Origin of the sequence: Subdoligranulum sp. APC924/74, from assembly GCF_003324125.1 — a bacterium.
Classification (GTDB): Bacteria; Bacillota; Clostridia; order Oscillospirales; family Ruminococcaceae; genus Gemmiger; species Gemmiger qucibialis.
The window spans coordinates 20,083-38,550 of sequence record NZ_PSQF01000021.1 but is presented as its reverse complement, the minus strand read 5'-3'; the positions used below and the strand labels follow the sequence as shown (position 1 = coordinate 38,550).

Here is an 18,468-nt window from a genome sequence, read left to right as displayed (position 1 = left end):
TTATCTGCGCTTTTGGCTTGGCATCTGCCGCACCTCGCTCGCCGTATCGGCACTTAGAATTATGCGGTATTGCCCTAATTTTTCCCCTCTCCGCATAAAATGCCAAAAGCCCGATGTCAACACGGCATCGGGCTTTTGGTTTTTCTGCATATAAAACGTTAATTTATTTATCCTGCGCGTTATGCTTCGCGGCAAACGGCAGCTTGCCATAGATTCCGCCGGTCGTCTCCTTGGCGGCACAGATTTTATCTGCCAGGCACACCAGCCACGCTTCACGGCAGGTGGGTGGGATGGGGGTTAAGGGGAACATGTGCTTTTTGATGATCTCCCGCTCCACCGGGGTCAGCTTCCAATCCTCGCTTGCGTTGTGCAGGGCGGTGCCTGGGTGGGTAAAACCGTGCCAGTGGTGGCCGTTGGCTTTATCGTGCCAGTCATACAAAAAGTAATCATGCAGCAATGCACCGCGGATCAGCGCCCGCTCGTTTACGCGCAGGTGCAGCGTTTCCGCCAAGACGCAGGCGGTATCCGCCACACTGACGCAGTGGGCATACACGCTGACCCTGCCGTGCTGGATGCACCGCCGGGTTGCCGTGTAGCGGCCCTCTTTTTCCAGCCGGGCGGCTGCGGCTGCCACGCGGGCTTCGATTGCCCTGCGGCGTTCCCCGCTCAACTGAAGGTCACCACATCATCACGCGGGGCCGCGGCAGGCTCCACGTTGATGGCCGTCAGCACCGGGCCGACAGAATCCGGGGTCTGGCCCTTGTAAATCGGGTGGTATTTCAGGTTCACCTTTGCCGTTACCGTGATCCAGTCACGCTGCTTCAGGTTCTTGTACTCCGTGTACTTGCAGGGGAAGCCCACAAACTGGATATCCTGCACGCAGCAGGTCATAGCAAAGCGGCCGGGCACAAAGCTGTCCTTGCCGGCGCGGTTGGTCTGGCACACCTGAGCCAGGAATTTCACCGTTTTGCCGTCGTACTTCTGCATCTCATCCATGCAGTCCATATACCACACGCCAAAGAACTCTTCGGGAATCTCGATCACCGGGGCGTTTACATCGAACGGCAGCGGGTCCGGGATATCGTCATAGGCAACGCTGCCATCCTTGAACTCATAGGCGATATCGCAGCGGCGGCTGGCCTGGCGCACCAGCTTGTGGATCAGCTGGTGGCTTTCGTCATCGTTTACCGCCTCGGCACGGTTCACCACCAGCAGCTCGCTGCCGCGCAGCTTGTCCAGCAGCAGGCCGCGCATGGCATTGTCGTTGGCATAGGTCTTGATGGTAGTGCCGTCTGCGGTGGCCAGGCACTGGTAAATCAGCCAGTTATCCGGCAGGGCATCGTACAGCTCCTGCACCAGCCACATGCCGTTGTATTCAATGATCACACGCCCACAGTCAGACTTTTCAGCCAGCTGCTGCAGGTGTTCGCGGTTCAGTTCCGCTTTGTCCTCAATGGTGGCAACGGTCACGCCGCCAAAGGCAAATCGCTCGGAATCATATTCCTCTTCGCCTTCCTCACAGATCAACAGCAGCGTTTTGTCGCCGGAATCAAACTGCGGGTCCTCCATTGTTTCCTGAATAAACTTGGTTTTGCCGCTTTCCAGCATACCCACAAAGAGGTAACAGGGAATCTCTTTCTGCGCCATGTTTTACTCCTTTACAAATCAGGCGTGGAACAGCTCTTCCACCTCATGTTCCTTCAGCTGGGAACCGATCACGCACACCTTGCCGGTAACATCGGGGCCGCAGGTGCGGATCTCATGCTCACCGGGCACCATGTCGAACTCGTACCAGGTGTCGCCGCCGTCCACAATGCCCTTGGCACGCAGCACAGCGCCGTACTCGCCGGAATCCAGCGTGGTCAGGATGCTCTCCAGCTCGTCATGGCTGTACTTGTGGGCAGTCTCGTGGCCCCAGCTGGTGAACACTTCGTCTGCATCGTGGTCATGATGATGGTGATGATGGCCGCAGCAGCACTCGCCGTCATGGTGGTGCTCATGCTCGTCATCGTCATCGTCGTCATCATGGTCGTGGTGGTGATGGCAGCATTCGTGGCCGTGGTCATCATCCTCGTCATGATGGTGGTGATGCTCGTGCTCATCCTCATCATCGTCGTCATCATCATGGTCGTGGTGATGGTGGCAACACTCGTGGCCGTCCTCATCATGGTCATGGTGGTGGTGATGATGCTCTTCCTCATCCTCGTCCGCATGGGCAGCATTGGAAGCCTGTGCTTCGCTCAGAAGCTCGGCAACCAAGTCGCGCTTACCATCCATAACGGAAACGATCTGTGCACCGGTCAGTTCGTTCCAATCGGTGGTCACAATGGTGGCGGTGGGGTTCTTTTCCTGGATCAGGGCAACGGCTGCGGCAACCTTCTTCTCGTCTGCGCTGCCGGTGCGGCTCAGGATGATGCAGGATGCGTGGCTGATCTGGTCATCATAGAACTCGCCAAAGTTCTTCATATACATTTTGACCTTGTTCACATCGGCCACGGTCACAAAGCTGTTCAGGCTGACCGGCAGGGTCTCGCCCACACCCTCAACAGCGCGGGTCACATCACTCAGTTTGCCAACGCCGGAAGGCTCGATCAGGATGCGGTCAGGATGATAAGTCTCCACGACCTTTTTCAGTGCCTCGCGGAAGTCGCCCACCAGGGAGCAGCAGATGCAGCCGGAGTTCAGCTCGTTGACCTGAATGCCAGCCTCACGCATAAAGCCGCCGTCAATGCCGATCTCGCCGAATTCGTTTTCGATCAGCACGATCTTTTCACCCTGGAACGCTTCCTTGATGAGCTTTTTGATCAGGGTCGTTTTGCCTGCACCCAAAAAGCCGGAGAAAATATCAATTTTAGTTACCTGTTCTGCCATGGTAATATTCCCTTCTATCTTAAAGTTTGTTTGTGTTGTTAGCAATCTTGTTTTCTTACTGCTAACCTTATTATATCAAACCCGTCAAGAGCTTTTCGCCCATTTGGGCCTGCCAAAATTTGAAATTTTTGAAAACTTCTTGCCCTGTCAGCGCCTTTTTGCTGCGGCGTTTCCCCCGTTTGCTGCAAAATCCTCTCACCTTTCAGCAGTTTGCCCGAAAAACCGCCCAGTATCGCCTGAAAAACCGTTTTTTCTATTGAATTTTGCGCCGGGCGCGTGTTACACTTGATGTATGCTGTTTTTACCGGAATTTTGCCTTGTTCACGCCCTGTTTTGGAGGTGAGCACCTTGCCCGCTGCCCCTGCATCCCGCGCCGCCGGGCGCGAAGTGACCCCCGTGGAACTGTTCCGCCTGCTGCCCGCCCATTTCGCCGCGGTACTGGTTTGTACCCTGCTGGGAGGCATTCTGGCCTTTGCTGCCGCACGCCTTGCCCCGCGCAGCTACCAGGCCGAAGCCCAGCTGTATGTTGCCGCCGCACAGGAAGGGCTGACCTCCGGCTATGCGGAACTGCAATTAACGGCTGATTATCAGGAGCTTTTGACCAGCCGCACCATGCTGGAATCTGTTATTTCCACCCTTGGCCTTTCCACGGATACTGCCCACTTAAAAGACCAGATTACCATTCTGCACCCGGCAGATACCCATATTCTGCGCATTGTTGCGGCCGATTCTTCCCCACAGCGCGCAGCAGATATTGCCAACGCACTGGCTGCCCTTGCGTTGGATGATCTCTCTGCCCGCATGGGCACCACCCCGCCCCGCCTGGTGGAGCAGGCAGCCCCGCCGCAGCGCTTTTCCGGGCCGGGGGCTGTGTTCCACGCAGCGTTTGGCGCTGGTATCGGCTTTTTGCTCTGCTTTGCTTTCCTCTGCCTGCATTACCTGCGGGATGACCACATTTATACGGCGGACGATCTGACCCGTTGCCTTGGCTCTTCGCCGCTGGCCTGCATCCCGGATGCCACGCCCTGCCGCCTCCATACTCGGAAAGGCGGCCGCCCATGAAAGAACTTGCTTTGAACCACCTGCCGGAGCTGGCACCCCGGACGGTTGAATCCCTGAATCTGCTACGCCTGCGTCTGGAACAGACAGCCCCAGACGCCAAAATCATTCTGCTCACCAGCACTACCCCGCAGGAAGGTAAAACTACTCTGGCTTTGCAGTTCTGGCAGCTGCTTGCCGGGCTTGGCCAGCGCTGCCTGCTGGTTGACGGTGACCTGCGCCATTCCGGCATCTGCCGCCAGTGCGGGCTGACCGGTGAACACAAAGTGCCGGGTCTGGCACACTATCTTTCCGGCAGCGTTCCTCTGGAGGAAGTTCTCTACCACACAGAGATCCGCGGCACCTGCCTGGTTCCGGCCTCCGGCACCACCAGCCGCCCGGCCCTGCTACTGGAACACCCCCGTTTTGCCCGCATGGTGGAAAGCTGTGCACCAAAGTTTGCTTATCTTTTGGTCGATGCTCCAGCCCTGAGCGAATGCAGTGACGCTCTCAGCCTTGCCAAAGTATGTGACGGTGCCCTGCTTGTGGTACAAAGCGGCGACGTTACCCACCAGGAGCTGCGCCAGGCGGCTCACCTTCTGCAGGGCTGCGGCCTGCCGCTGCTGGGCACTGTGCTGAACCGCACCCCGTATTGACCTTTTATAAAAACATGTTAGAATGGACTTGTTCAACATTCTGCATATAAGGAGAGGACTATTTTGACGACCAATGAAAAAATCGCCGCTCTGCGCGCCGCTGCCCAGGCAGCCGGTGCCCACGGTGTTTTGCTGATGACCAGCGACCCCCACTCCAGTGAATATCTGCCCGCTTATTACAACAGCCTGCCGTTTTTCTCCGGCTTTACCGGCGAGAACTCCACCCTTGTTGTCACCCTGACCGGCAGCGCCCTGTGGTGCGATGGCCGCTTTTATGTTCAGGGTGACCGTCAGCTGGCCGGTACCGAAATTGAGTGCATGCACGCCGGTTCTGCCGGGGTGCCCACCGTGGAAGAGTACCTGACCGCCCATTTTGCCGCAGACCAGACCCTGCTGCTGGATGGCAGCTGCGTGCCTGCCACCATTGCCAACGGCTATGCCGCCGCTCTGGCCAAGAGCGGCGCCAAGCTGGAAAGCAAGGATATCGTCTCCCCCTTGTGGGAGGGCCTGACCACCCGCCCCAGCCTGCCCAACACCCCCTGCGAGCTGCTGACTGTTGAGCAGACCGGCGCCACCGCCGCCCAGCGCATTGCCATGGTGCGTGACGAGCTGAAAAAAGCCGGTGCCACCGCCCTGGCCGTGACTGGTCTGGACTGTGTGGGCTGGCTGACCAACATGCGCGCACGTGACCTGCCCTGTACCCCGCTGGCCGTTGCTTATGCCCTTGTCACGATGGACAGCTGCACCCTGTTTATCGCCCCCGGCCGCCTGAATGATGCCGACGCAAAAACGTTGGCCGATAACGGCGTTTCCCTGCGCGACTACCCGGAGCTGATCGATACCGTACACGCTCTGCCCGCAGAGGAAGTGTTCCTCGTAGACGAGAAAGCCACCAACTATGACCTGTACTGCGCCCTGAACGAGCACAAGACCGTTACCGGTGCCGACCCGATCTTTGCACTGAAAGGTGTCAAAAACCCGGTCGAGCTTGCCAACATCCGCGAATGCCATGTGCGTGACGGCGTTGCCATGGTGCGTTTCCAGATGGACTTGGAAAAGGCCATCGCCGAGGGCAAAATCCTGCACGAGACTGACATTGAAAAGATGCTGCAAAAGCGCCGTGCCGAAATGCCCGGCTATTTTGAGGACAGCTTTGATACCATTGCCGCTTACGGCCCCAACGCCGCCATGATGCACTACCATGCCGAGGGCGAAGTGGACAGCGTGATTGAGCCGCGCGGCTTCCTGCTGGTGGATAACGGCGGCCAGTATGACTGCGGCACCACCGATATCACCCGCACCTACCCGGTCGGCCCCCTGACCGAGAATGAGCGCAAATACTACACCTGGACCCTGCAGAGCCACATTGACATTGCCCGCGCGGTATTCCTGGATTACTGCACCGGCTTTGCACTGGACAGCTTTGCCCGCGGCCCGCTGTGGGCACACAAAATCAACTACCGCTGCGGCACCGGCCACGGCGTTGGCTACATCTCCTCGGTGCACGAAGGCCCCCAGAGCCTGCGCCCCCAGAACCCCATTGTCTTCAAAGAGGGCATGACCATCACCGATGAGCCGGGCGTTTATGAGACCGATGAAGTCGGCATCCGCATTGAGAACGAGCTGGAATGCGTGGATGCCGGCACCAACCAATATGGTCACTGGCTGAAATTTGAGCCGCTGACCCTGGTGCCCATCTCCACCGAGCCGGTCATTGTGGACGAACTGACCCGTGACCAGATCAACTGGCTGAACGCCTACCATGCCCATGTATACGAGATGCTCAGCCCCCGCCTGACCGAGGAGGAAAAGACCTGGCTGAAAGCCAAGACTGCCCCCATCGACCGGTAAATCTTTCTTTTCCGCATTTTTGAGTTATTTGAATCACTGAATTTATCGGCCCCTGCCGCACCAAGGCAGGGGCCGATTTTGTTTTGCCCTTGGGCCCTGCTGTGCTATGTCCACATCAACCTTCCCTTTCCGTATTTTCCTTTTCCCTGTCTGTAGGGAACGGTCTTGACCGTTCCGTCCCCTCATCCTACCACCCTTTTATAAATGCACCTCTCTCATGGCCTCGCGCAAATCAACTTATTGTATTTTATTTGATTTTATATTCAAATTGTATTTCCCGTTTTCCTGCGTCCGCCCCTCTGCCCATTCTGCACATTCCGACCAAATTGGCGCATCGGGTGCTGGTCATTCTGCTATTCTTTCATAAATCTTACCCAAAATCACACGTCTAACACTGTGCAATCATCCCATTTTCTGGACTTTTTACTCATTCTTGGGTAAAAAGCCATGATTATTGTTGATTTTTTGTCAAAGTCGGTCTATAATAAAATAGCTGGCAGGGCCAGGCCCTCCAGCTGCTTGAACTGAATTTATAGGAGGTACCTGTTATGCTCGTAAATGCAACCAATATGCTCCTCAAAGCTCGTGACGGCCACTATGGCGTTGGCCAGTTCAATATCAATAACCTGGAATGGACCCGGAGCATTCTGCTTCAGGCTCAGGCCATGCAGAGCCCGGTTATCCTGGGCGTTTCCGAGGGTGCCGGCAAATATATGACCGGTTTCAAGACCGTTGCCGCTATGGTGCGCGCAATGGATGAATCTCTCGGCATCACGGTTCCCGTTGTCCTGCACCTGGACCACGGCACCTATGAGGGCGCAAAGGCCTGCATTGAAGCTGGCTTTACCTCCATCATGTTCGATGGCTCCCACTACCCCATCGAAGAGAACATTGCCAAGACCCGTGAGCTGGTTGAGCTGGCACACGACAAGGGCCTGTCCATCGAAGCCGAAGTTGGTTCCATCGGCGGCGTTGAGGACGGCGTAGTCGGCAACGGCGAAATCGCTGACCCCGAAGAGTGCGCCAAGATCACCGCTCTGGGCGTTGACTTCCTGGCTGCCGGCATCGGCAACATCCACGGCATTTACCCCGCCAACTGGAAGGGCCTGGACTTTGAAGCTCTGGAGCGCATCCATCAGGCTACCAACAACATTCCTCTGGTGTTGCACGGCGGCACCGGCATCCCCGACGAGATGGTTCAGAAAGCCATCCGCCTGGGCGTTTCCAAGATCAACGTCAACACTGACTGCCAGCTGGTATTTGCTGAGGCCACCCGCAAGTACATCGAAGCCGGCAAGGATCAGCAGGGCAAGGGCTATGACCCGCGCAAGCTGCTGAAGCCGGGCGCAGACGCCATCATGGATAAGGTCAAGGAGAAGATCGAGCTGTTCGGCTCTGCCAACAAGGCTTGATTTGGCTAAGATTTAATTTGCCGTTTATCCAGTAACATTACACCCCGGAATCGCATATTTTTATGCGGTTCCGGGGTGTTTTTATTTTACGCTGTTTGCGCTATTTTATTTGTAGGTACTAGCCATAACCTCGCAGTAGGGCGGGGTCACCCGACCCCGCCGAAGCCCTGCCTGACCACACATTGAAAATTGGCAAAAAGCAATACCCCCATTTGTAGGGGACGATGCTTCGCATCGTCCCACATGCCGGGCCTTGTCTAATATTTCACCACATCATTCTCCGCAAGGCAGCGGGCGCACATTGTGCGCTCCTACAGGTGGCATACCATCACAATCCCCTCCACATCACTCAAAACCCGTCTTTTCCCTCACCATCACATTCCAGGGCCATCTCGCCTGTCCCATCTTCACACAAAAAACGGCGCCGTACCCCATAAAGTCCGGGGTACAGCACCGTTTCTTTTTATCTTAGGCAATACCGCATAATTCTAAGTGCCGATACGGCGAGCGAGGTACGGCAGATGCTAAGCCAAAAGCGCAGATAATACTGGATGCTGCAAAGGTGAGCGCCGCCAGTGGCGGAAACAGCGAACCGAAGCAGGGGCAGCGGTCGCAGAGTGCGAGGGGCTTTTGCCCCCGAAGCACGATGCGGGTACCGCAACCCGACATTATCGAGCATTTTGGCAACGCAGATGCCGTGCCGCAGCCGCCGGAGCGGTGCTTGAGCCGTTAGGCGGGAATTGTGCGGTGATGCCCTTATTCTATAAACTCTATCATCATGCTCTGTGCTTTTTGTGCCTGCTCACCAATACGCCAAGCACTATCGCCAGCACAAAATAGATCACTGCCATCACCACAAAGCGGCCAAACAAACCGCCCACATAAGCAATCAGCAGGTTTTTCAGGGCAGGCGGGTCAATGCCCAGGCGCGTTAAGCCGATCATCGGCTTAACGCCCACACCCAGCACCAGGCACACCACAGCAGCACCGCCAAGGGCATACACCAGGCAGCGCGCCCCCAGGCGGGCATCTTTGCGGCTGATGCGTAGCATGGACACTACCGCAGCGCACAGCAGCACCGCACTGACCACCAAGCCGATTACCATCACCTTTTGCAGTTTCTGCACCAGGGTACGCAGCTGGCTGACCAGCGGCACCGCGGTGTAGGAGGCATACTCCATACGCACAGCCTCAGCCACGGTTTCCACGGCCGTCTTGGTTTCGCCTTCCAGCGTAATGCCACGGTCTGCCGTAGCCTGTTCCATGGCGCTGTAAACAGCTTCCGCGATATTATCGCGGGTATAATAGGTCAGCGTTTTGGCATACAGCCCCGCCACAGCATCCTGCATGTCGCTTTCCACCTGGTCAACAGACATAAACCCCGTCATAACATCGGCATCAAAACCGGTGGCTGCACCATAACTGATAAAATCCTGTACCATATCATCATAGGCGCTCTGGGCATAGCCGGAGCTTTTCACGCAGCTCTGCATATAGCCCACGTTACCAAACGTGGTAAACAGCATGACAAACACCGCCAAAAGTGCCAAAATCAGGCTGCTCAGCCAGGAAAGCACCATCGGCCACACAGCGCTGCCTTTGCGGGAGTTTTTTTGTTGCGTCATCTCTGCATCTCCTCCCTCAACGGTCAGCATCCAGCTCCGGGCCGGATGTGTAGCTGGCATAAACAAAGTAGCGGTTAGGGGTAAAGCCCAGCGCATCAAACGGGTAGCAGGTATACAGGATCAGGTTTTCATCGGTGCGTGTAAAGTCATACGTGGTGGTATCCTGGTAATCCCGCACCTCGCAGCGCTCCACCGTATAGGTGTAGGTACCGTAATGGGTCTCGATCGTCACCACATCGCCCACCTCAACGCTCTGCAGATCGTTAAAAAAGGTGTTGTTGTGGCCCGCCATCAAAATGGTCTTACTTTCACCAGGGATGCCTGCTCCGCTGCTGTCCACATAAGTACCAACGCCCTGGTTCAGGATGCTGTTGGTGTCACCGTAATACACCGGCGCATCCACCGTGGTGCCCGCAATCGTAATGCGGCCATAGCGGTCCCCCTTGCTGGGGTAGGTAATGCTGCTCAGCGGGATGGTTTCCTGTTCCGGCTCTTCCTGTGCGGTCCGGTCATTTTCCGTATTGGTCAGGGTCTGGGCTGCCTCATCAAACAGGTCCTTGGGCTGGGTTTCCACCACGCTGGTTTCCATAAACCACTCTACCAGCGAGTAGTACGGTGCGGCAAACACCTTGAACATGACCGCCAGCAGCGCCAACGTGACCAGCGCAAACAGCAGTGGCACTACCACCAGCCCTGCCGGACCTTTGCGCAAAAAATCGTTCTTGTGCGTCATTTATTTTTTCTCCCCGTTCAGGCACAGGCTGCGGCCCATACCTGACGCTGAAACAAAAAAATTCGCCGCGGCACGCCGCGGCGAACAACATGTTAGTTAGGCGTGATTACTCAGCGTCACGGCTCTTGCGAACAGCAACACCCATGGTGCCCGCGATGGCAACCACAGCAACCAGCATAGCGATACCAGCATTGTCGCCGGTAGCCTTGATAACGCCATTGCCGCTCTTCAGGCTGGCAGCAGCGGTGGTGGTGCTTTCAGCAACGCCCCAGGTGCCATTCTTGATGGCTTCGCCGATTTCCGGATGGGTATCGGCATTGCTGAAGCTGTAAGGGACGTAGGTGCCGTTGATGTTGGCAGAGATGGTGATATCGTTGCCGTTGACGGTAACCTTTGCATCGGAAACAGAAACGCCCAGAGCATTCAGGATGCTGACAGCCTCGTTCTTTGCACCTTCGGGATCAGACTTTGCACGGTCCAGCAGCTCGTTTGCCTTGGCAACCAGGCTGTCGGCAGTGTAGCCAGCAGCAAGAGCCTTGTCAACATCAGAAGCGGTAACAGTGTAGGCAATGCCCTTGGAGTTCAGATAATCCTGAGCGCGGGCAACCTGTGCATCATTGGCAGCAAATGCGCTGGTAGCGAACACACCAGCCATAGCGGCGCAGGCAACGAAAGTGGTCAGTTTCTTCATTTTCATTACGCACATCTTCTTTCTTCCTATTTGAATATCGGAATGTATATTCTTTAATGCACCCCATATTAGCTAATGATTTATTATAACTATTAACAGTAGCAGTATAGCACTTTTTTGTCAAATGTCAAGGGCAACACCGCACAATTCCCGCCTTGCGGCTTAAGCACCGCTCCGGCAGCTGCGGCACGGCATCTGCGTTGCCAAAATGCTCGATAATGTCGGGTTGCGGTACCCGCATCGTGCTTCGGGGGCAAAAGCCCCTCGCACTCTGCGACCGCTGCCCCTGCTTCGGTTCGCTGTTTCCGCCACTGGCGGCACTCACCTTTGCAGCATCCAGTATTATCTGCGCTTTTGGCTTGGCATTTGCCGCACCTCGCTCGCCGTATCGGCACTTAGAATTATGCAGTATTGCCCAAGATTTCTTCGAGCTTTTATGCTTTCCGTTATTCATTTCGCGCTTTTTGCCAAAAGTAAAATGGAACTTCCACCATTAGCATCACGCACCAGCCGGTGGCGCAGGCAAAGGCAATGCCATACATTCCCATCCGCGGCGCCAAAATGCAGGTCGTCACCACACGCAGGCTGGTCTGGATCAGCGTGCCCAGCAAAGTCATCGGCATGTTGCCCATGCCACGGTAATACCCTTGGAATCCGTTCGTCATGGCGGGCAGCAGGTAGAACAGTGCCATCGTTCCCAGGTACTGCACCGCCAAAGCGATCACCCGGTCAGCGCCCTCCCCTGTCACAAACATTGCGGCCAGCGGGGTCTTGAACAGAGTCACCACCCCGCCGATCAGCATCCAATACGCGGCTTCCATCCCAAGGCCCACCGCAAATCCGCGTCTAATGCGGTCCTGCCTGCCCGCGCCGCGGTTCTGGGCAATGTAGGTGGTAATGCCCTGGGCAATGCTCTGTTCGGGGATGCAGGCAAAATCGTCAATGCGCGTCACCGCATTGAACGCAGCAATCACTTCCACACCCAAGGCATTCACCTGCCCCTGGATGAGCACTTTGCCGATTGGCTGCACGGCCTGCTGCAAAGCGGATACCCCGCCATATTGCAGCGTGCGGCCCAGCAGGCTGCGGTCAACGCGCCACTGGCCCCGCCGGGGGCAGAGTTCCGGCGTTTTGGTCCACAGCCACCACCCGGCCAACACGGCGCTGAACGCTTCGGCAATCACCGTTGTCATGGCGGAGCATACAATGCCAAAGCCCAGCCCGCCGATAAAGATCAGGTCCAGCGCTGCGTTCAAAATGGCCGATACCATCAAAAAGCGCAGCGGCGTTCGGGCATCGCCCACACTTTTGAACCCCGCCGCCAACGCATTGTAAAAGCAGGTGAACGGTGCCCCCAAAAAGGTAATGCGCAGATAGATGGCCGTGATTGCAAAAATCTCCCGCGGAACCGCACAGGCCTGCAGAATCGCCGGGGTGAATAATACCCCCAGCAATGCCACCACTGTGCATGCCGCCGTGCCGGAAAGCACGGTGGTGGCCAGTTCCCGGCGCAGGCTTTCGCCGTCCTTTGCGCCAAAGAACTCGCTCATCAGCACCCCGGCCCCCAGGCAGACACCGGTAATTCCCAGAATAACCAGGTTCATCACCGGGCCCGCAATGCCCTCGGCCGCCAGGGCATCCTTGCCGATGAACCGCCCCGCAATGATGGAATCCACCGCGTTATACGCCAGCTGGAACCAGTTGCCCAGCATCAGCGGCACGGCATAGCGCAGCAGGTGCCCCGCCGCGCCGCCTTTGGTCATATCCTGCATGGCGCTCATTTCTGCTGTGCCGGTTTGCGCTCATCGCGGTCCTGCTCAGTTTCCCGCGTAATGTAGATGGGGCGGTGCTTCACTTCCAGATAAGTTTTGGCCAGGTACTCGCCCACAATGCCAAGGCAGAACAGCTGCACGCCGCTGCACAGCAGCATAATGCAGACCATGCTGGGCCAGCCCGCGGTCGGATCGCCAAAAATCAGAGCACGCACTACAACAAAAATAATGCCCACAAATGCCGCCAGGCAGAAGATCACGCCCGCCAGCGCCGCCATAACCAGCGGCTGGGTCGAAAATCCCACAATGCCCTCAATGGAATACTTGAACAGGCTCCAGAAGTTCCACTTGGTCTGGCCTGCCACGCGCTCCACGTTCTGGTAGGCAAACCACTTGGTCTTAAAGCCCACCCAGCTGAAAATGCCCTTGGAAAAACGGTTATACTCCGACATTTCCAGCACGGCATCCACCATGCGGCGGCTCATCAGGCGGAAATCCCGTGCGCCGTCTACTATCTCGGTATCCGACATTTTATTGATGATGCGGTAAAACATCCGGGCAAACCAGCTGCGCACCGGGGGTTCACCCTCGCGGGTGGTGCGGCGGGTAGCCGCGCAGTCATAATCACCGGTCAGCAGGGCATCCAGCATATCCGGCAGCAGCGCAGGCGGGTCCTGCAGGTCAGCGTCCAGCGTGGCGACATAATCACCCTTGGCTGCTTTCAGGCCCGCATAAATGCCCGCTTCCTTGCCAAAATTGCGGCTGAAGGAAACGTAACGCACACGCGGGTCGGCATCGTGCAGCTCCCGCGCCACGCGCAGGGTGCCGTCTTTGGAGCCATCATCCACAAAAATGATCTCAAATTCTGCGCCGTGGCTCTTTTCCATCTGTGCCGCCACACGGGCCGCTTCCTGATAAAACAGCGGCATGGCTTCTTCTTCGTTATAACATGGAACGATCAGGCTGATCAACATTAGGGGGTCACTCCTCCCATGGTAGTTTCGTATCGTGGGTATTGCGGTCATTCGGCGGTCCATCCGGTAAAGTTCACCAGCAGGTATCCGTCCTGCAGGCTTACCCCAACCGGGGCTTCGCCTGCCTCGGCCAGGGTATCGGCGGCATCCTGCTGGTCTGCATCCGCCAGGGCGCAGGGGCGGCCCACCTGCTGCATCAGCAGGGCTATCTGTTCTTTGCCGCCAAAGGCATCCTGCGCCCAGTTGATGACCATTGTCTGCGGGTTCTCGTACCGATCCAGGTCCCCCAGCGGGCCGCCCAGCACGGTATAAATCAGGTATGCGGCCTTATACGCCGGGTTTGCCGCCGGGATCACCAGCCGGTCCTGCAGTTCGGGGCTTAATTCTGCCTGCCCCACAAAGGCCACCGGCAGGGTGCCCGCCGGATTCAGGTCATTCAGTTCATCTGCTGTTTTAATCAGCAAGCGTTCTTCATACTGCCAGCGGTCGCGGTTGTATCGTATCGTCCCTGTCAGGGAGATCAGTTCCACCGCCAGCATCGCCCCCGCCAGCGCGGCACAAATGATGGCTTTGGCTCCGCCCTGTTTGCCGCGGTCCAGCGCCGGGGCCAGCCACAGCCAGGCCGCAAAGGGCACAAACACAGCAAAGCACTGCACTGCACGGGCCATCTGGGCACCGGTGCCCTGCAAGATGCCCAGCGAGAACTGCGATACAATCAGCCCCGCCGCAAACAGTGCCCGCCCATTGCCGCCGCGGTGCCGCAAGACCCACAGCACCACCGCCCAGCTGGCAAGTGCCAGCAAGGCCAGCGCCGGAATGCCAAACGCACGGGCCAGATAGTTGGTCAGCCATTCCCGCACAGGGATCACAACTGCAGCCCGCACGCTGTCCCGCTGGAACCAGAAGATCGTTTTGGATGCCGTGCCATCCTGCCCGCTCACACCGTTTGCGGCGCACAGCAGGGCGGCCAGCCCTTTGCGCAGCACCAGTGCCGCGGCCAGCGGCCACAGTCCGCGCAGAATGCTGCCCCATATCTTTCCGGCTTTTCGGCTGTGGGGTTCCGCTGCCGCGGCATCCAGCAGCAGGGCGGCGCACAGCAGCGTCAGCCAGACTGGGGCAAAGCTTTCGTACAACCCCAGTGCAAAACACAGGCAGACCACTGCGCCGCAGGTACCGGGCAGGCTGTTCCGCCAGCCGCACAGCAGGTGCGGCAGTGCCAGCGCCAATGCCAACGCGCACAGCAGGTAGCCAAACCCAACGCCACACTGGTTGGAATACATCAAAATTTCGCCATGGTAGGGCCACAGCAGCAGCCCTGCCGCCAGCAGCTGCGCCCCCGGCTGTTTTGCCTGCCGCCGTGCCGCCGTGTACAGCACCGCGGCCAGCAGAATGCCCGCCAACACCAGGCTGAGGGCAAAAAACAGCTCCGGCCAAAAGCGCTGGTAGGTCATGATTCCGGTCAGCGCCTGCAGCAGCCATACGGTAATGCGGCCCTGGCGCAAAAATTCTCCGCCCTGCTGGTAGGTGGCAATGGCAAGGTCGTCCATATCCACGGCAGGGGTGTTCATGGCGTAGCCGTACCCCCACAAAACTGCCAGCAGCAGCACACCCCACAGCGTTTTGCTGCGGGCCAGCCCGCACAGGTTGTTCCAAATTTGTCCCGATACGGGCAAAGCCCCCGCTTGTGCGGAGGCTTGCCGGGTGGTATCAGGTTGTAATGTCTGGCGCACCACGGGGAACGATCAGCCCTTAACGGCGATGTTGACCAGGCGGCCCTTGACGTAAATTTCCTTGGCAATGGTCTTGCCTGCAATGGCTTCGGCCACAGCGGGGTCAGCCTTTGCAGCGGCAATGGCGTCAGCGCTTTCAATGTTAGCGGCAACGTTCAGGCGGGCCTTGACCTTGCCGTTCACCTGAACAGCAATCTCAATGGTCTGCTCCACGCATTTGGCTTCGTCATACTTCGGCCACTCGTGGTAAGCCAGGGTGTCGGTGTGGCCCATCTGCTGCCACAGTTCCTCGGTCATATGGGGAACAAACGGGTTCAGCAGCTGCAGCAGCACTTCGTACTCTGCGCGGGTTGCACCGCCCTCATCGTACAGGGCATTCACCAAAATCATCAGCTGGGCAATGGCAGTATTGGCCTTCAGGGCGTCAATGTCCTCGCCCACCTTCTTAATGGTGCGGTTGATCAAAGCTTCCAGCTTCGGGCGGTAGCCTTCGCCCTCCACCTGCTTTTCGCTCAGTGCCCAAATGCGGTCCAGGAAGCGCTTGCAGCCCTTGATGGAGTTGGTGTTCCAGGGAGCGGCTTTCTCAAAGTCGCCAATGAACATCTCGTACAGGCGCAGGGTGTCAGCGCCGTACTCGTTCACCACATCGTCCGGGTTGACAACGTTGCCCAGGGATTTGGACATCTTGACGATCGGGTGCTCGGCCATTTCGCCGTACTTCTCGACCAGAGCTTCGCGGGCAGCCTTTTCGCTGCCGTACTCGGCCAGCAGGCGCTTGCGCTCGGCATCGGGCTGGTTTTCAAAGGCATGAGGGTTCAGGCCCAGGATCATGCCGTGGGAGGTACGCTTCTGGTACGGTTCTGGCTTGGGCACTACGCCGATATCATACAGGAATTTGTGCCAGAAACGGCTGTACAGCAGATGCAGGGTGGTGTGCTCCATGCCGCCGTTGTACCAGTCCACCGGGCTCCAGTAATCCAGGGCTTCCTTGCTGGCGATGGCATCCTTGTTGTGGGGATCCATATAGCGCAGGAAGTACCAGGAAGAACCGGCCCACTGGGGCATGGTATCGGTTTCACGGGTAGCGGGGCCGCCGCAGCACGGGCAGGTGGTCTTGATCCACTCGGTATGGCGGGCCAGCGGGCTTTCGCCGTCCGGGCCCGGCTCAAAGTCGGTAATTTCCGGCAGGCGCAGCGGCAGCTCGCTTTCGGGGATGGGCTGCCAGCCGCACTTTTCGCAGTGCACCATGGGGATGGGCTCGCCCCAGTAACGCTGGCGGCTGAACACCCAGTCACGCAGCTTGAAGTTGACCTTCTTGCAGCCCTTGTGGTTTTCTTCCAGCCAGGCATACATCTTTTCCTTGGCATCTTCAACGGACAAACCGGTCAGGAAGCCGGAGTTGACCAGCGTGCCGGTGGCAACATCGGTAAAGGCAGCCTCATCCAGGTTGGCCGGGGTATTGCCCTTGACGACCTCGATGATGGGCAGGCCGAACTTCTTGGCGAACTCCCAGTCGCGGCTGTCGTGGGCAGGCACGGCCATAATAGCACCGGTGCCGTAAGTTGCCAGAACATAGTCAGAGATAAAGATGGGCACCTCTGCGCCGTTGACGGGGTCGATGGCGGTCACGCCCTCGATCTTAACGCCGGTCTTTTCCTTGTTCAGCTCGGTACGCTCAAAGTCGCTCTTGCGGGCGGCTTCATCCTGGTATGCCTTTACGGCATCCACGTTCTTGATCAGCCCGGCATCGATCCACTTTTTGATGTAGGCATGCTCCGGGGAGATGACCATGTAGGTAACGCCGAACAAGGTATCCGCGCGGGTGGTATAAACGGTCAGGGTATCACCGGCAGAGGTTTCAAAGTTGACCTCAGCGCCATGGCTGCGGCCGATCCAGTTGCGCTGCTGGGTCTTGACACGGTCGATGTAATCCACCTGGTCCAGGTCATCGATCAGGCGGTCCGCGTAAGCGGTGATCTTCAGCATCCACTGGCTCTTCACGCGCTGCACAACGGGGCTGCCGCAGCGCTCGCACACGCCGTTTACAACTTCCTCGTTGGCCAGAACGACCTTGCAGCCGGTGCAGTAGTTGACGGTGGTAGCCTTTTTATAAGCCAGACCGTGCTTGTACAGCTGCAGGAAGATCCACTGGGTCCACTTGTAGTATTCGGGGTCAGTGGTGTTGATCTCGCGGTCCCAGTCAAAGCTCAGGCCCAGTGCCTGCAGCTGGCTCTTGAAGCGGGCCACGTTCTTGGCGGTCACGATTTCCGGGTTGATGTGGTTTTTCAGGGCATAGTTCTCGGTCGGCAGACCAAAAGCATCCCAGCCCATAGGGTACAGGACATTATAGCCGCACTGACGCTTTTTGCGTGCCACAATATCCAGCGCGGTATAGCTGCGGGGGTGGCCAACATGCAGGCCGGCCGCAGACGGGTACGGGAATTCTACCAGTGCATAGAACTTGGGTTTGGAATGGTCGATCTCAGCATGGAAGGTGTGTTCATCCTGCCATACCTTTTGCCATTTGGCCTCAACGGCCTTGAAATCATATTTCATAAAGCTTCTCTCCCCACAGAAATTTGTGCGTACTGTGCTTTTGCGCTCCGCATCGGCTCCCCTGGAGGGGAGCTCCGGCGCAGCCGGTGAGTGGTGGTTCGGCGTCACGCACCCCTGTATTTTATGTTCTTTCGGGGTGCCAGCTCCTCTCAAGGGGAGCCATCCAGCATCCATGTTTACGCCTGCTCTTCCGGCTTTTCTTCCCACTCTTCGGCGGGCAGCTCCTTGGCGTCAGCCCACAGGTGCTCCAGGTCATAGAAGTCATGGGCTTCCGGCGTAAATACATGCACAATTACGCTGCCGTAATCCAGCAGCACCCAGCGGTTGCCGTCATGGCCTTCGGTGCGCAGCACGTTCACGCCTGCGCGGCCCAGCTGGAAGTCCGCCTCGTCTGCCAGCGCGCCCACATGGGTGGTGGAATTGCCGGTTGCGATCACGAAATAATCCGTTACCGTGGTCAGGTTTTCCACATGCAGGATGCGGATATTATAGCCTTTTTTCGCGTCCAGCGCGCGGGCCAGACGGATGGCAAGTTCTTTGCTTTCCATTCAATTCTCCT

At 57.6% G+C, this 18,468-nt stretch carries 16 protein-coding genes; 4 read left to right on the top strand and 12 right to left on the bottom strand.

The features are described from left to right. Positions 1–163: 163 nt before the first annotated feature. From C4885_RS07400 to C4885_RS16455, 4 genes are read right to left on the bottom strand one after another with little or no spacing between them, the layout of a single operon-like run. The gene (locus C4885_RS07400) at positions 164–670 is read right to left on the bottom strand and encodes an HD domain-containing protein (RefSeq protein WP_242979510.1); all 507 of its coding nucleotides are present in this window, start codon (positions 668–670) and stop codon (positions 164–166) included. Continuing rightward, entirely contained in the window at positions 667–1,647 is a 981-nt protein-coding gene (locus tag C4885_RS07395; protein ID WP_113999729.1) for a GTP-binding protein, read from the bottom strand. The genes C4885_RS07400 and C4885_RS07395 overlap by 4 nt, the downstream gene beginning before the upstream one ends. Before the next feature lie 18 nt (positions 1,648–1,665). Continuing rightward, a complete protein-coding gene (locus C4885_RS07390; RefSeq protein ID WP_113999728.1) occupies positions 1,666–2,871 on the bottom strand; it encodes a GTP-binding protein in 1,206 nt (401 codons plus the stop codon). A 38-nt stretch (positions 2,872–2,909) separates the two neighbouring features. Continuing rightward, entirely contained in the window at positions 2,910–3,218 is a 309-nt protein-coding gene (locus C4885_RS16455) for a hypothetical protein (RefSeq protein WP_158538836.1), read from the bottom strand. Between the two features lies 1 nt (position 3,219). Here C4885_RS16455 and C4885_RS07385 point away from each other — a divergent pair, with 1 nt between their 5' ends. The 4 genes from C4885_RS07385 to fba all read left to right on the top strand — a co-directional run bounded on the left by C4885_RS07385 (position 3,220) and on the right by fba (position 7,828). After that, a complete protein-coding gene (locus tag C4885_RS07385; protein WP_158538835.1) occupies positions 3,220–3,933 on the top strand; it encodes a YveK family protein in 714 nt (237 codons plus the stop codon). Next, on the top strand, positions 3,930–4,565 hold the full coding sequence (locus C4885_RS07380; protein ID WP_113999726.1) for a CpsD/CapB family tyrosine-protein kinase: 636 nt from the start codon (positions 3,930–3,932) through the stop codon (positions 4,563–4,565). Before C4885_RS07385 ends, C4885_RS07380 begins: the two co-directional genes overlap by 4 nt. A gap of 63 nt (positions 4,566–4,628) precedes the next feature. After that, on the top strand, positions 4,629–6,416 hold the full coding sequence (locus C4885_RS07375; RefSeq protein WP_242979509.1) for an aminopeptidase P family protein: 1,788 nt from the start codon (positions 4,629–4,631) through the stop codon (positions 6,414–6,416). Between the two features lie 548 nt (positions 6,417–6,964). Beyond that, entirely contained in the window at positions 6,965–7,828 is an 864-nt protein-coding gene (fba, locus tag C4885_RS07370; RefSeq protein WP_113999725.1) for a class II fructose-1,6-bisphosphate aldolase, read from the top strand. A gap of 776 nt (positions 7,829–8,604) precedes the next feature. Here the strand turns inward: fba and C4885_RS07365 are convergent. The 8 genes from C4885_RS07365 to rsfS all read right to left on the bottom strand — a co-directional run bounded on the left by C4885_RS07365 (position 8,605) and on the right by rsfS (position 18,457). Then, positions 8,605–9,453, bottom strand: a complete 849-nt coding sequence (locus C4885_RS07365) for a hypothetical protein (RefSeq protein WP_113999724.1) — start codon at positions 9,451–9,453, stop codon at positions 8,605–8,607. Between the two features lie 16 nt (positions 9,454–9,469). Continuing rightward, positions 9,470–10,186: a class D sortase gene (locus C4885_RS07360; RefSeq protein WP_113999723.1), complete on the bottom strand. Its 717-nt coding sequence runs from the start codon at positions 10,184–10,186 to the stop codon at positions 9,470–9,472. A gap of 106 nt (positions 10,187–10,292) precedes the next feature. Next, on the bottom strand, positions 10,293–10,883 hold the full coding sequence (locus tag C4885_RS07355; RefSeq protein WP_113999722.1) for a hypothetical protein: 591 nt from the start codon (positions 10,881–10,883) through the stop codon (positions 10,293–10,295). Positions 10,884–11,323: 440 nt separating this feature from the next. Next, complete coding sequence (locus tag C4885_RS07350; protein ID WP_366513321.1) at positions 11,324–12,649, bottom strand: MATE family efflux transporter; 1,326 nt, start codon at positions 12,647–12,649, stop codon at positions 11,324–11,326. Positions 12,650–12,654: 5 nt separating this feature from the next. After that, positions 12,655–13,623 carry a glycosyltransferase family 2 protein gene (locus tag C4885_RS07345; RefSeq protein ID WP_113999720.1) on the bottom strand — a complete coding sequence of 323 codons (969 nt, stop codon included), beginning with the start codon at positions 13,621–13,623 and terminating at the stop codon, positions 12,655–12,657. Positions 13,624–13,670: 47 nt separating this feature from the next. Continuing rightward, complete coding sequence (locus C4885_RS07340; RefSeq protein WP_113999719.1) at positions 13,671–15,296, bottom strand: glucosyltransferase domain-containing protein; 1,626 nt, start codon at positions 15,294–15,296, stop codon at positions 13,671–13,673. A 69-nt stretch (positions 15,297–15,365) separates the two neighbouring features. Continuing rightward, entirely contained in the window at positions 15,366–17,909 is a 2,544-nt protein-coding gene (gene leuS, locus C4885_RS07335) for a leucine--tRNA ligase (protein ID WP_113999718.1), read from the bottom strand. Between the two features lie 176 nt (positions 17,910–18,085). After that, complete coding sequence (gene rsfS, locus C4885_RS07330; protein ID WP_113999717.1) at positions 18,086–18,457, bottom strand: ribosome silencing factor; 372 nt, start codon at positions 18,455–18,457, stop codon at positions 18,086–18,088. Positions 18,458–18,468: the final 11 nt, after the last annotated feature.

What these genes read in the sequence shown, in the direction of transcription:
- C4885_RS07360 (WP_113999723.1), bottom strand. Translation starts at nt 10,186, where the DNA reads ATGACGCACAAGAACGATTTTTTGCGCAAAGGTCCGGCAGGGCTGGTG.
- leuS (WP_113999718.1), bottom strand. Translation starts at nt 17,909, where the DNA reads ATGAAATATGATTTCAAGGCCGTTGAGGCCAAATGGCAAAAGGTATGG.
- C4885_RS07380 (WP_113999726.1), top strand. Translation starts at nt 3,930, where the DNA reads ATGAAAGAACTTGCTTTGAACCACCTGCCGGAGCTGGCACCCCGGACG.
- fba (WP_113999725.1), top strand. Translation starts at nt 6,965, where the DNA reads ATGCTCGTAAATGCAACCAATATGCTCCTCAAAGCTCGTGACGGCCAC.
- C4885_RS07390 (WP_113999728.1), bottom strand. Translation starts at nt 2,871, where the DNA reads ATGGCAGAACAGGTAACTAAAATTGATATTTTCTCCGGCTTTTTGGGT.
- C4885_RS07395 (WP_113999729.1), bottom strand. Translation starts at nt 1,647, where the DNA reads ATGGCGCAGAAAGAGATTCCCTGTTACCTCTTTGTGGGTATGCTGGAA.
- C4885_RS07365 (WP_113999724.1), bottom strand. Translation starts at nt 9,453, where the DNA reads ATGACGCAACAAAAAAACTCCCGCAAAGGCAGCGCTGTGTGGCCGATG.
- rsfS (WP_113999717.1), bottom strand. Translation starts at nt 18,457, where the DNA reads ATGGAAAGCAAAGAACTTGCCATCCGTCTGGCCCGCGCGCTGGACGCG.
- C4885_RS07345 (WP_113999720.1), bottom strand. Translation starts at nt 13,623, where the DNA reads ATGTTGATCAGCCTGATCGTTCCATGTTATAACGAAGAAGAAGCCATG.
- C4885_RS07350 (WP_366513321.1), bottom strand. Translation starts at nt 12,649, where the DNA reads ATGCAGGATATGACCAAAGGCGGCGCGGCGGGGCACCTGCTGCGCTAT.
- C4885_RS07355 (WP_113999722.1), bottom strand. Translation starts at nt 10,883, where the DNA reads ATGAAAATGAAGAAACTGACCACTTTCGTTGCCTGCGCCGCTATGGCT.